General features: G+C 49.9%; 12 protein-coding genes. 8 read left to right on the top strand and 4 right to left on the bottom strand.

Annotation, left to right across the window (positions count from 1 at the left end):
- Positions 1-424: 424 nt before the first annotated feature.
- The 3 genes from PAT3040_RS28345 (at position 425) to PAT3040_RS28335 (ending at position 6,750) form a co-directional block, all read left to right on the top strand.
- Complete coding sequence (locus tag PAT3040_RS28345; RefSeq protein ID WP_258235202.1) at positions 425-4,291, top strand: response regulator; 3,867 nt, start codon at positions 425-427, stop codon at positions 4,289-4,291.
- Between the two features lie 124 nt (positions 4,292-4,415).
- Complete coding sequence (locus PAT3040_RS28340; RefSeq protein ID WP_087571928.1) at positions 4,416-5,132, top strand: response regulator transcription factor; 717 nt, start codon at positions 4,416-4,418, stop codon at positions 5,130-5,132.
- Between the two features lie 226 nt (positions 5,133-5,358).
- Complete coding sequence (locus PAT3040_RS28335; protein ID WP_108995325.1) at positions 5,359-6,750, top strand: putative bifunctional diguanylate cyclase/phosphodiesterase; 1,392 nt, start codon at positions 5,359-5,361, stop codon at positions 6,748-6,750.
- 127 nt (positions 6,751-6,877) lie between these two features.
- Here PAT3040_RS28335 and PAT3040_RS28330 read toward each other — a convergent pair whose 3' ends face one another.
- On the bottom strand, positions 6,878-7,096 hold the full coding sequence (locus tag PAT3040_RS28330; RefSeq protein WP_087571926.1) for a hypothetical protein: 219 nt from the start codon (positions 7,094-7,096) through the stop codon (positions 6,878-6,880).
- Positions 7,097-7,257: 161 nt separating this feature from the next.
- Positions 7,258-7,632, bottom strand: a complete 375-nt coding sequence (locus PAT3040_RS28325) for a hypothetical protein (protein ID WP_108995324.1) — start codon at positions 7,630-7,632, stop codon at positions 7,258-7,260.
- Between the two features lie 175 nt (positions 7,633-7,807).
- Between PAT3040_RS28325 and PAT3040_RS28320 the strand changes: the two genes are divergently transcribed.
- The gene (locus PAT3040_RS28320; protein ID WP_258235198.1) at positions 7,808-8,668 is read left to right on the top strand and encodes a serine/threonine protein kinase; all 861 of its coding nucleotides are present in this window, start codon (positions 7,808-7,810) and stop codon (positions 8,666-8,668) included.
- Between the two features lie 17 nt (positions 8,669-8,685).
- Here the strand turns inward: PAT3040_RS28320 and PAT3040_RS28315 are convergent, their stop codons facing one another.
- Positions 8,686-9,315 (bottom strand): TraX family protein, encoded by a 630-nt coding sequence (locus PAT3040_RS28315; RefSeq protein WP_108995322.1) that lies wholly within the window; start codon positions 9,313-9,315, stop codon positions 8,686-8,688.
- 99 nt (positions 9,316-9,414) lie between these two features.
- Positions 9,415-10,311: a manganese catalase family protein gene (locus tag PAT3040_RS28310; protein WP_108995321.1), complete on the bottom strand. Its 897-nt coding sequence runs from the start codon at positions 10,309-10,311 to the stop codon at positions 9,415-9,417.
- Between the two features lie 495 nt (positions 10,312-10,806).
- Here PAT3040_RS28310 and PAT3040_RS28305 point away from each other — a divergent pair, with 495 nt between their 5' ends.
- The 4 genes from PAT3040_RS28305 to def all read left to right on the top strand — a co-directional run bounded on the left by PAT3040_RS28305 (position 10,807) and on the right by def (position 13,219).
- Entirely contained in the window at positions 10,807-11,184 is a 378-nt protein-coding gene (locus tag PAT3040_RS28305) for a VOC family protein (RefSeq protein ID WP_108995320.1), read from the top strand.
- A gap of 110 nt (positions 11,185-11,294) precedes the next feature.
- Positions 11,295-11,963 (top strand): DNA alkylation repair protein, encoded by a 669-nt coding sequence (locus PAT3040_RS28300; RefSeq protein ID WP_108995319.1) that lies wholly within the window; start codon positions 11,295-11,297, stop codon positions 11,961-11,963.
- Positions 11,964-12,458: 495 nt separating this feature from the next.
- Positions 12,459-12,701, top strand: a complete 243-nt coding sequence (locus PAT3040_RS28290; protein ID WP_087571320.1) for a helix-turn-helix domain-containing protein — start codon at positions 12,459-12,461, stop codon at positions 12,699-12,701.
- A 2-nt stretch (positions 12,702-12,703) separates the two neighbouring features.
- The gene (gene def / locus PAT3040_RS28285; RefSeq protein WP_108995317.1) at positions 12,704-13,219 is read left to right on the top strand and encodes a peptide deformylase; all 516 of its coding nucleotides are present in this window, start codon (positions 12,704-12,706) and stop codon (positions 13,217-13,219) included.
- Positions 13,220-13,314 lie beyond the last annotated feature (95 nt).

Genomic DNA, 13,314 nt, shown 5'->3' with positions numbered 1-13,314 from the left:
CCTCGTCTTCGACGTAAAGCTCGTCGTCGACGCGGTCTTCGGCAAGCACTTCCGTTTCGGCAGGTGCTTCCCCAGTCTCGTACGTATAACGTTCTTCTTTTTCTTTGCCGATCTCTGTTTTCTTATCGTTCGGCTGTGTTTCGTCTTGATTGCTCATTTACTCGAAACTCCCTTCAAATTGCAATTCTTCAACTACTATACCAAAAGCTTGTCTGAAAAACCTTAAACTTAAATAAAAAAAGCGCTTTTTTTCAGTTCATCCGCTATTCATGTCGGAAGCTTCTAATGTTAGAATAAAAACGACAATAGCTGACAAGGTGTTGCGGAGGGATCGGTTGATCACTCTGCACGACAGATTGAACGGCTTGACGATAATGGAGATCTCCGAAGCCGATTCGGATGGGGGATGATTCGAGTGAATAAGATGTCGCTTAGAACCAAAGGTTTGATTTTTATCGTACTCATATCGTTTATCCCCTTGTTGCTTGCAGGAGCGGGCAATTATTCGGCGGTCAAGAAGGCCATGCTTCGATCGGAGATGGACAGGATCGGGAGCAAACTTGGCGTTCGGGCGGATAACATCGAAGCCTGGATGGAAATTCGGCGAGCGGAGGTCATGGTCATGAGCCGCACGGACGTGGTCCGCTACGGCACGGCCTCCGAACGCAAAACCTACTTCCAGCGGGAGCTCGTGAGGAGCGGCTTTGCCTATCATACCATCGGCTTCATCGCGGCGGACGGGATGGCTGTGCGCAGCGACGGGCCGGACCGGGATATGAGCGGCGAGCCGTTTTTTGAATCCGCCATGAAGGGTACGGTTACGATCACGGATCCCTATAAGCCGGAATTCTCGCTTGTGGATCAATCGTATATCGTGGTGCCGGTCTATGGAAGCGGGACGAATATCGAGGGCGTCATCTATGCTTCGATCCCCTTTACTTCGTTTACCCGGTTTTTCGACTTCGCCCAGGCGACGACGCCTGTTCGCTTCTATAACGACAAGGGGGAAATTATTTATTCCTCCAAAGTATCTGTTAATCCGCCCAAGTTCATTGCGGAGGATCCGGTACTGGCGGCAAAATCAAGGGATATGCTGCAACAGAACGAGGGGAGAGCGCAGATCAAGGATGCCGGCGAGGATTATATGGTGTTCTATTCCAAGGTTAATGGAACCCCTTGGCGAATTGCGATGTCGGAACCCCTCTCCAAAATGGAGAAGCTGCTTACTCCTATACTGTGGAGAACCATATCGACGATCGCGATCTCTGAGATTATTATCGGAGTCTTCTTCTTCCTGTATTTTGAGAAAATCGTCAAACGGCTGGAGAAGATCCTGAGCGTAACGGAGCAAGCGGCCGCCGGAGAATTCGAAGCGGAGCATCTCGATACGTCCCAGTTCGACGAGATCGGGCAGCTCGCGCACTCCGTGAACGGGATGATGGAGCATCTGCAAGAGATGTTCGACAGATGGGGCGCCATCATTAACCAAAATCAGTACGGCTTTATCGTGCTGGATGATCATTATCGGGTTACTTACCTGAATCAGACGGCGGAGGAAATGTTAGGCTACAAGTCGGAGGAGCTTGTTGGACATGCCACGCCTCTGGTATTTATGGATATGGAAGAAAACGAGCGGGAAGCCGCGCGCCTCACCGCAGAGCTGGGGTACGAGGTAAAGCCCGGACTTGACGTTTTCCGCGCACTGAGGGATATCCAGTTCTCTTATGAGCGCGAGTGGACGTTTGTACATAAGGACGGCACCCGCATTCCTATGCTGCAGAGCTCGAGCGGACTGAGGGACCGGCGGGGGAAGTTCACGGGCGTCGTCGGCATGGTGCGGGACATCTCGGACCGGAAGCTGGTGGAGAACGCGCGCAACCGGCTTCTTAATATCGTGGAGTCCGCGCAGGACTTGATCGCCTCCATTAATCTGGAGGGCCATATCGTCTACGTCAACCGGGCAGGAAAGGCGATGTTGGGACTTAAGGAAGAAGACGCTTACTCGACGCGAGTTCGTTCCTATGTCGACCCTTCCATGCACGAACAGATGATGGAAGGCAGCAAACATGCGCTGGAGCATGGATATTGGAACGGCAGTCTGCAGATGAAAAAGGTAAACGGAGAGCTTTTGTTCGTATCCATGATGATCGTCGTGCAAGAGGATGATTATACCGGCGAAACCTTCTTCTCCTGCATCGCCAGAGATATATCCGAGCAGAAGCTGGTTCAGGAGGAGCTTGTCCGGACCACGCTGGAAGCGGAGGAAGCGAACAAAGCGAAGAGCAGCTTCCTCGCTTTAATGAGCCATGAGATCCGCACGCCGCTTAACGGCATCATCGGCTTGACCAGCCTGATGCGCAAGACGGATCTGTCCCTTATTCAGAAGGACTATATCGACAAAATGCATTTGTCGTCGGAATCCCTGCTTCGTATTATTAACGATGTGCTGGACTTCTCCAAAATCGAAGCGGGCAAGGTCGAGGTCGAGCGTTTCCCGTTCAAGCCGGAGGAACTGCTGAGCCGACTTGCAAATCAGCTTAGCGTATTCCTTGGCGGCAAGGAGCAGTTCGAATTCATGATTCAGACGCCGGAGCGGATTCCCCAGACGTTGATCGGGGACTCATTGCGGCTGGAACAAGTGCTGCTAAACCTGTGCATGAACGCGATTAAATTCACGGGCAAGGGGATCGTCAGGCTGGAGCTCGAAGAGGAAGAGGAGATCGAGGGACAAATCTGGATTCGCTTTATGATCTCGGATACGGGAATCGGCATGAGCAAGGATCAGGTGGAACGGCTGTTTATGCCGTTTACGCAAGCCGACAGCTCCACGACTCGCAAGTTCGGCGGCACGGGTCTCGGCCTCGTCATCTCGCAGAATCTCGTAAAGCTTATGGGAGGCACGCTGGACGTATCCAGCGTCGAAGGAGCAGGAAGCCGCTTCTACTTTACGCTGCCATTCGGAGTCGATCCCGTACGCATCGACAGCGTGGACAAACAGCCTCCTTTCAGCAACGAGCAGACGGTATGGATTTTGGAGGACAGCAGGCGAATGCGCGAACATTGGACGCAGTTGCTGGAGAGCATGGGTCTGACGACCATTGCCTTCGGAAGCTGGCAGACGATGTACGAACGGCTGCGGATCGTCGGCGAGGGGGCAAGACCTCATCTGCTGTTAACCGATATGGAGATGCCGGATATGTACGGCACGGAGACGTGGCTTGACTTGCATGGCGTCGCGGCGGAGATGAGCGTGCCCGTAATAGCGCTCACGACTACCTTCGGCAGAGACGAGCTGCTGCAGCTTCCCCTCGAGAATCGCCCCGCTGCCATTATCGCCAAGCCGGTCACGCGCACGTCGCTGCTCCGCGCGTTTAAGGACGCGACAGAACAGAAGAGCCAGAAGCTCGCCGCTCCCGATACGGTTGACGCCGTGCAGGCTGTCAAGGAACAGCGGCGCCGAGTCAACATATTGTTAGCCGAAGATAATAAGATCAATCAGATGGTCGCGATGGAGATGTTAAAGGATGCCGGCTATGAGGCGCAGCTGGCGGAAAATGGCGAAGAAGCGATCCGCATGCTGGAAAAGGGCCGTTGGGATCTTGTGCTGATGGATATCCATATGCCGATTATGGACGGGACGGAAGCCGTTCGCATCATGCGGAGCAAGCGGGAATACGACTCGATCCCGGTTATCGCCGTAACGGCCAATGTCGTGAAGAAGGATCATGAGCGTTACTTGAAGCTAGGCATGAACGAGGTCATTACGAAGCCGCTCTCCGTGGAGCGCATGCATGAAGTGTTGGCCTATTGGCTGGAGCGCAAGGCATTGGCCGAGAAAAGCGGCGAACTGAGCAAGCGGGAAGAAGCCTTGTCCCATTGGTCGGAGAGACAGACTGCAAGCGCTGCCGCTCCGCCTGTTACGCTTAGTCCAATCGAGGGTATGAATGTGGAGAGCGCTTTGGAACGAGTAAATGGGAAGCTGCCGATTTTACGGCATATGATTTTGCAATTCAAGATTGATTACGAACGGTTCATGGATCAGCTGCGCCTGGCGCTGGGGCAGTCGGAGATGGACAAGGCGCTTAGAATGCTGCATACGCTCAAGGGAGCCGCAGGATACTTGTCGGCGGAGGAACTCGTCAATGCCGTCAACGAAGTCAGCGATTTGCTGAAGTCGGGAGGGACTGATACGGGAGTGCTGGGCATCGCGCTGGATCAATTGGAAGCGAAGATGGGTTTTCTTCTGAGAGGATTACGGGATGCAGACCAACAATTCGACAGAATCATCTAACATTTTTCTAACATTCTGTTGTTCGTCGGCCCGCTGTCATGTATAGTAGAGATACTATAATAGGTTGTAACACGTACTACATAAGCTCGACAGAAATCTTCAATATGTTTAAAGGGTGACGCCGATGTATAAAGTATTGGTTATTGAAGATGACGTTATGATGAGTAACATGCTGTCGATGTATCTGACGGAAGAAGGCTATCAAGTCAGCCAAGCATTCCGGGGAGACGAGGGGCTACAGCTGGCTGGCAGCGTGATGCCCGACCTTATCCTGCTTGACCTGATCTTGCCCGACGTGGATGGAATAGAGGTTTGCCTGGAAGTACGCAAGACATCGAACGTGCCTATCATGATTCTGTCTATGAAGAGCGAAGTTTCGGAACGAGTGCAGGCGTTGAAGTCGGGAGCGGACGATTATCTCTGCAAGCCGTTTAGCATGCACGAATTGACCGCGCGCGCGGAGGCGTTAATTCGCCGCTCGAACGTCATCTACGGAGAATCTGCCGTGGCGGTGGCGGCTGAGTCGCCTGGTATGGCCTCGCCGGAGATGATTCAGCTCGATGTCGAGCGGAGACTGTTGCTTGTACGAGGACAGCTGGTTGAGACGACGTTCTCGGAGTATGAGCTGATGAAGCTGTTTTTGGCACACCCGGGAAAGGTATTCAGCCGGGAGGAGCTCATCAACGCCATTCGCGGATTCGATTCTTTTGTTACCGATCGGGCCATCGACGTACATATCGTCAATCTGCGAAAGAAGATTGAGCTGAACCCCAAGGAGCCACGCCTGATCCGTACGGTGTGGGGATTCGGTTACAAGTACACCGCGCTTGTCTCAACATAACAAAGGCACATGCACGCTAGTTTTTAACACACGCCAGAACGCCGTTCAGTGAAGTCATTTATGACTCGCGGGGCGGCTTTTTGCAATTCTAGAAAATGCTAACGAGTCTTAATGATTCTAACAATCTTCTAAAGGGTACTTCCGTAAATTTCTAATAATTCTATGCGATGATGAATTCATCAGAGAAATGTTCGAAGAAGCTTGAAAAAATAAGGGAGGCTGGGAAATGGAAAGCTCCGCTCGATTGCTGAGCAGGAAGGAATCGTATGCGAAGGTTGAGTTAAGCGTACATGAGGCCAGAGCCGAGGGAAAGCGAATATTGGCCATGATTGTGGAGCTGGACCGATTCTATCGCGTAATCGATACGAAAGGTACGGATTTCGGGCATGAAGTACTCGACGTCATGATGAATCGGCTAATCGAGCTGTCGAAGCAGCTCGCAGGCTCGGAGCCGCCTGTCTTAAGCAATTGGGGAAGTCATTCGTTTCTATTGCTTCTCTATATCTCGAAGGAAGACTCGGAATTCGATGTTTGTTGGCAAGCGGCGGAAGCAATGAAACATGCGGCAGAACGTCCCGTACCGGATGGAGATTCGGAGCTATACTTTACCGCAAGCATCGGAGCTTGTTACTTCCCCCAAGATGGGTTGACTGGCGAAGCGCTCATCTGCCGAGCGGAATCAGCGGTGCAGCAGTCAAAGGAGAACGGGGGCAATCGCATTACCTTTTATAAGTCCGAGGATACGGACCGGATGAACAGACGCATCGCGATCGAGAGTGGATTGCGCCCCGCGTTGTATCAGAGGCAATTCCATCTCAGCTACCAGCCGATCTACAGGCTGGGGGACGGTCGGCTGAGGGGGCTGGAGGCCCTTATCCGTTGGAATCATCCGGAGTTAGGCGTCATTTCGCCCAAAGAATTTATACCAATCGCCGAACATAGCGGACTTATCATCCCAATCGGAGAGTGGGTGATCAGGGAGAGCTGCAAGATGCTGGCTCGCATTCGCAAGTACGGCTTGCATGATTTGCGGATGTCTATCAATATATCGCCCCTGCAACTGCATGATCCTTCCTTCATGAATACACTGCTGAACGTGCTTGAAGAGAATCGTCTGGAGCCTTCTTCGATCGAGCTCGAAATAACGGAACATTATTTATTTCATTCCTCAGAGACTGCCGTGACCGCGCTTAGCCGATTGAGAGCAACAGGCGTACGTATAGCCTTGGACGATTTCGGGACGGGTTATTCCTCCTTCAGTAATCTGAAGCAGCTGCCCATTCATTGCTTAAAGATCGACAAGAGCTTCATACAGAAGATTGATCTTCAAGGAGCGGAGCGTCATATCGTCGAATCCATTATCGGACTTGTGCAGAAGCTTGGCGTAGAGGTCATTGCCGAAGGCGTCGAATATGAAGGGCAATACCGTCTGCTTAAGGAATGGGGCTGCAATTATGTGCAGGGTTATCTGCTAGGCACCCCAATGGAGCCGACTATGATGGATACCTCCATGTTCCGTAGAGCAGCCAACACCGAAGAGCGGGTGGAGAGCGGGAGAAGCCACGACGATGGCAAATCTTCTAATGCCGCGGAATGCCGCATCTATTGTCCGCAATAAGTGGCAACGCCATGTATCCAGCCAATCATCTTGGCTGGATAGGGCGATAAACTCAAAGAGGGCTGTTCTTCCAGGCGATCATCATTGATCTCCTTGAAGAACAGCCCTCTGTCATGCTACCCATCGCTTAGCTGACCTCCAGGTACAGCTTGGTTCCATCGTTGTACTGAAAGATCGCGACGTCTCGGACCATCTCGACGGATTTGATTCGTTTCCACTTTTTTCTGAAGTCGAAGTTCAATTCCATCTCGTACAATTTATGCTGAAGCAGCTCTACAGATGCTGATTGTTCGTTAGGGTAGTAGACAGGGACGGAACGATTCTTGAAGGTTAGAACTCGCATCATAATGCCATGCACCTCCGATTTGCGTTTTTCCCATTATACCGAGAACAGATTAGCCTCTTATGAAACTGTCGTAAGGAGTTTGTTTATTTTGCTCACAATTTCCTAACATAAATTCATGCCGAGGTTATGGACCATGCTTCCATCGTTCGACATCCCGGGTTCTAAGAACTGCTGTACTTCCACTTCTTCTTATAGTACCCGTGGCCGTAATGATGATTGTATCTTGGCGGCGGATAATGCATCGGCTGGTTCGGGTAAGGAGGTTGCCCCGGATATGGGCCGTGCGCGTTCGGGTGCGGAGGCGGTCCGGGATGGTGACCGCCCGGATAAGGCGGTTGACCTTGGTAAGGCTGATTCGGATATGACGGATGGCCATGATGCTGATGCGGATGATGCGGCGGTCCGTGATGATGGCCGTTCGGGTAAGGCGGATAATGCGGCGGCGGGTAATAACCTTTTTTGAAGTCGCTGCTGCTATAACGATGGTAGCCATATCCGTGACGTCCTGTCAACGAATGTATGATACGCTTTAACATAGAACTTCCTCCTTCATAGGAATCGCTTGATGGCATAGCTTTAAGAGGTTGTGAACATGCACTTTGGTAAGTATACGTCATTCGGGAGGGAGAGGTTTCTTGTTGTTGGCCCAAACTTTGCGGGTCTCGACAATGGATGGCGATATCGGTAATCTTAAGACGGGAGTTGATTTCATTGTTAACAAACATCCGGGCCAGATGGGCTCAAATCATAACGGACTTTCGCGATTATCCGCTGCAGCCTGGCAAGACGTGGCAGGGACGATATGCCGTAGAACGATTCCTCGGGATGGGCAGCTACGGTCAAGCGTACTTATGCCATGACAAGGTTAGCGGGAAGCGCGTGCTGATGAAATGCAACAAGCCCAGCAAAGGAAACACGGGTCTCTTGCTTTTGCGACGTGAGTATCGGATTATGCAAGCGGTATCTCATCCACAGATACCACAGGCACTCGACTACTCGAAAAGGGGCAAGCAGGAAGCGCTCATTATGGAATATATTGAAGGTTATAATTTAGAGTATGCCATCTATGAGAGGAATCTAACCTTCTCGGCTACTAATGGTCTTCAATTACTTAAACAACTAATCCAGCCGTTGAAACAGCTTCATGACGCAGGATACGTCCACCGCGACGTCCGTATTCCCAATGTCATTCTCGCGGGGGGATTGCCGCATCTGATCGATCTTGGACTGTCATGCGCTGTGGGGGAGGAGCTTCCGCAGGAGCTTCGCGACACGCTGGGCGAGGGGAGCGACCTTGCCGGAAGCGCGGCGGCGATCAAGCGGCGCATGAGACACCCGCACCCCTCCAGCGATTGGTTCGGGCTCGGCCACTTGTTTCTCTTCGTCATGTATGCAGGCTACGAGGCAGTCGAGGGGCAGGTCGAGCGAAGCTGGGAGGAGGAGCTGGCATTGCCGGCTCTCGTCCGTGACTTCTTGCGCAAGCTGCTCAATGACGAGTCGGCCTGGCCATCGACGGAAGCTTGCGAGCGGGAACTGGATGAGCTTATTGCTACGTTGGAGCGAGAAGCCTGACCATGATTGGCAGTTGGTTAAGCCAGGATGTAGTAAGCTGCCGCGATAAGAGCCAGATGGAGCGGATAGAAGCTTCTCCAGACGACGCGCGGCACTTGCAGGCGATCTATGCTTCGCAGAAACTCGGGTAGATAGATAAGAAGCACGCTGGCGAACAAGCTGAAGAGCTGTAATCCCCAGCCCTTGGAGAATACGGCCGCAATATTAAGGCCGAGATGGAGCCAGACGACATGGCTTGGCTTGGCATAACGATAGATGAAGACGAGCAGAAGTCCATAGGCGCCATAGTCGAACGGGATGATCTCCAGCGTGACGATGGCGGCCGCGATGAGCAGCACTTGAAGCGCCCGGTTGTTCTGATAGCGGTCCAAAAGCGTCAGCATAAGCAAGCAGACGAGCAGCGTCGCGATCGCATTCATCTCCCAGGTCTGGAACGCCAACATAAACGGCAGCTGTGACAAGCCGGCCAAAATCGCCATTCGCATCAGATAACGATTCAAGTTGCGTGTGCGGTGATAACCGATGACGATGGCGTAAGCATACAGCGGGAATGCAAGTCTACCAATGATGCGCAGGACAGCCTCATCCGGGAACCATACGGCGCCGATGTGGTCGATTAACATGGTAAGCATAGCAAGCCATTGCATGTAGATTCTCACCTTCGCTGAGCAAGTTGATTAAGCAGGTTAAGTATACCATAGCCTTAAGCGAAGGGAGAAACGGGCAAGGCGAAGCGGGAACGGCGGCTATAGACCGGCGTTCTTTTTTAATCTCGCGGCGATCTCGAGGAAATCCTCCTCCGAGATGCCGGGCGCGAACTCCTCCGGGACAGCCTCGAGATCGAACATGGGAGCGCCTTCCGGAGCGCCCTGGATCACCTCCAGCTTGGCGCCGGTTTGCGGGTTCTGCCCGTTCCAGATAAGCACGACGTCCTTGTAATCCTGAGGACTGAACGTATACAGCTTGTTGCCCAGACCCATCGCCTCGTATTTGCGTGCCGTCTCGAAGTGTTCGTTGCTGAGATTAGGGATCGGGATCATCCTCTTCATGTCGACGCCCGTCGCAATCTCCAGCGCCTTGGCGTAGGCGAGAATATGAACGCCCCCGCGAACGAGCAGATATCCGATCATCGCACGTGCGGTTGGGTGGTCGGTCATCTCGTAGACGCGCATCTTGTGGGTGCGGGCGCCGCATTCCAGGAAGAAGTTGTGCAGCAGGTCCAGCACAAGGTTGCCGCTGTTGAACACGTAGTCGCCGCGCCATGAGTTGCCCATGGAATCGCCGGCCAGCGAGGTTTGGGCGGTGCTGATAAAGAAATAGCTGTTGCGTTTGTCCACGCCGGGCCGAAGCGGTGCGGAATCGGGGTCGCCGGGTGACGTCGTTCCGGTAAGCACCATGTTAATGGCAGCGGAGACGAGCTCCACGTGTCCAAGCTCTTCCGCCGTAATGCTGGAGACCAGATCGTAGAATGGCTTCAGCTTTTTTTTGTTCCGGAAGTTGAAGGACTGGTACATGTAATTGTTTAGCGTGGACATCTCTCCGAACTTGCCGCCTAGCAGCTCTTGTACGGCAGCAGCCGCATTGGCGTCCGCGTACGGGGATGGCGGGAGCTCGATTTGAAGCTTGTTCTGACGGTAGAACATATACGTCTTCACCTCTCTCATCGGAATTGGGTCAGGGGTGCACTCGCTCGCGGTTATCCATCAATTATTAATGAATATGCCGTAATTTGGGGTCGCATGCAGAAGTCGATAATTCCAAATGATAGCTGGCGCAGGTGTCTTACCGGCGTCAGCATTTATTTGAATAGGAAATTAAGCAACTCCAGGACTTGTGATTTGTGAACAGAAGGTTGGAAAATCTAACAGACACCAGAGACGCTATTTGTCCGTTTTTGAACCTCAAACATTTCTAACGGACAGGGAAATCACTATTGGGTCGTAATGGAGCCAATTCGCGTGGTGATGATGCCAATAACGTCATGGATGTCCGTTAGATTTTCGAAAACCTAAAAAATCGAAGAATAGCTTCATTTATGTCCGTTAGGCGGGGAGTGACTAATATTTGTAGATTGACAAAGGAAATAACGCATATGAAATCGAATAGGTTACCATAATCTGCTAAGGGGGGGGTGCTTTATGAGCACATCAACCAGTCCAATTAAAAACCGAATCTGTGGGACGTTCATGCCAGTTAGGGATATCGAAAGGGCACGAGATTGGTATTGCAAAATCTTAGGCATTTCGGAAACACCTGAAATAATGAGTGGACATCTGTGCCCACTACCAATGCAGGGTGCAGGACTTATTTTGGACACGATGCCGATGTGGGGAGGCAAAGAACCAGACGGACCACCTACTTATCAATCACCTGCATTTATGTTCGCAACCGATGACATTGAAAGCTCCTATCAATTCATGAAGGACAACGGAGTAGAATTGGTTACTGGTATTGAAAATGGACACTGGTTTGCATTTCGTGACCCAGATGGAAATTTATTGATGGTATGCAAGTAGACAGGACAACTGGACAGCAGAGTAGGCTCTTTTGGTTGATGGAATATGATGGGGAGTTCAGATATGGTCGACATTATGAAACAGTGCTTTAAATAAAGGAGTTGTATAAAATGAATGAAAATAAAGGTACGGAAATAAAACGTTCTTCAAAAGCAGAAAACGTTCTATCTCAGATCAATAGTAAAACTATGCTAGGCGACTTACGAAAAATCGCAAAGGACATTAAAAAAGATCATGAACTAGCCATGGAACTTTGGTCAACCGAGGAGTATTTGCCCAGACTATTAGCAATCTTAATTATGGATAAAAAACTTCTTTCACAAGAAGTGCTAAATAAACTTGATAAGGATATGCTGACTCACGCTTATGATGAGAGAAATAACTTAATGGATTGGTTAATGGCAAATCAGCTCACCAAAGACAAGAAGACAATTGCATTGATGGAGTCATGGGAAAATAGCCCTTCTGCTCTTCAAAGACGAGTTTTCTGGTATTATCAAGCGCGATTGAGATGGACTGGACAAGCACCGCCTGATAACACCGAAGACTTAATATCTAAATTAGAATCCAATATTATGCAAGAAGAACCGGAAGTTCAATGGGCTATGAATTTCACCGCAGGCTGGATAGGCGTTTATGATGAAAAGAATCGTGCACGTTGTATTAAACTTGGTGAAAGAACGGGCCTTTACAAAGATGAAATGGTATCAAAGGGATGTACACCTGACTATTTACCGGAGTTTATTACAATTGAAGTTAACAAACGACAAAATAATTAGTTACCTTTTTTCAATGAATTATTGAGAAAATAGGATTAAGCTCCTATCGGGGAACGATAGCTCAAAGTGAGGAGGGAGTAATTTGGCCACTGGAGATTTTTTTATATTCAGTTTAATTCTTATGATCATAATCATCATCCTTTTGATTCTCAATTTGGTTATGTGGAATAGACAGCTTAGAAAAAGTAAAGATTTAGATGATGCAATATACAGACTGATCGAAATAAGTAAATCGAACACTAAGCAGAAAAACATTATAGATAAGTCTGTCTGATTGTGAATTACGCTAACGAATATGAAGGTAAAGCGGTGGAAGCGATCCACCGCTTGTTTTACATTGCCGATTGCAGGGCCAAAATGAACACACTTATCGAAGGAGATATTTTTTGCAAGGACGAAAAAAGTTTTACAGTACTCTTTATATTAGACCCTATTTATGGTAATTTAATTAGGTATCAGCTAATAAAATTAACCAGTGCTTAAGGGGGGCGTTTGATGCTTGAATGGGCATTGCGGCAAGTAATGGCCGATCGCGGGATTTGGACTGGAGTAGCTTTAGCGCGACTGTTGAAACTAAAAGCGAATTACAGCCTGTCTGGTGCTTCCATTAGCGGTTTATTAAATAGCGAACCACGGCAAATGAAATCCGAGACTATGGATGCACTTTGCACAGCTTTGGAATGCACCCCCAATGACTTATGGGTACACACTTCCCCTCAAAAAGTGAAAGGGGGTTAGACATGTCGGTAAAGAGCATTCTGCCTTTTGGAGATCCGATTTTGCGTAAAATAGCTAAGCCAGTGACTGAGATCAATGAAAGAACGATAAAACTTCTTAATGACATGGCTGAAACCTTGTATGCTGATGACGGACGTGCTGGTCTTGCCGCACCTCAAGTAGGAGTCCTTAAAAGATTGATTGTCATGGATTGCGGAAATGGACTTATCGAGTTAATAAATCCTGAGATATTAGAAATGAAAGGTGAACAATACGGTTCCGAAGCTTGTTTGTCTTTTCCCGGTTATTACGGAATTGTTAAGAGATCTCTTACCGTTATGGTAAAAACATTAAACCGCCGAGGGGAGTCCATTATTTTTACAGGAGAAGGTTACCTAGCCCGATGCATACAACATGAGATCGACCATTTAAACGGCGTTTTATTTGTTGATCATGTTCGAGAAGACTGGTTGATTCATGAACGAACAGAACAAAAGATTAACTTGTTGGATGTTATTCGATTAACTAACCAGGGTTAATAAGGCGGATTTTACGCTATCGGAGAATGATAGTTGAATCAACGACGAAATGAAGTTGTCGGTGCTGACCGGCAGCTTCATTACGTTAACGGGGG

This window comes from Paenibacillus agaridevorans (assembly GCF_003112455.1).
GTDB classification, from domain to species: domain Bacteria; phylum Bacillota; class Bacilli; order Paenibacillales; family Paenibacillaceae; genus Pristimantibacillus; species Pristimantibacillus agaridevorans.
This window is presented reverse-complemented; position numbering and strand designations above follow the sequence as displayed.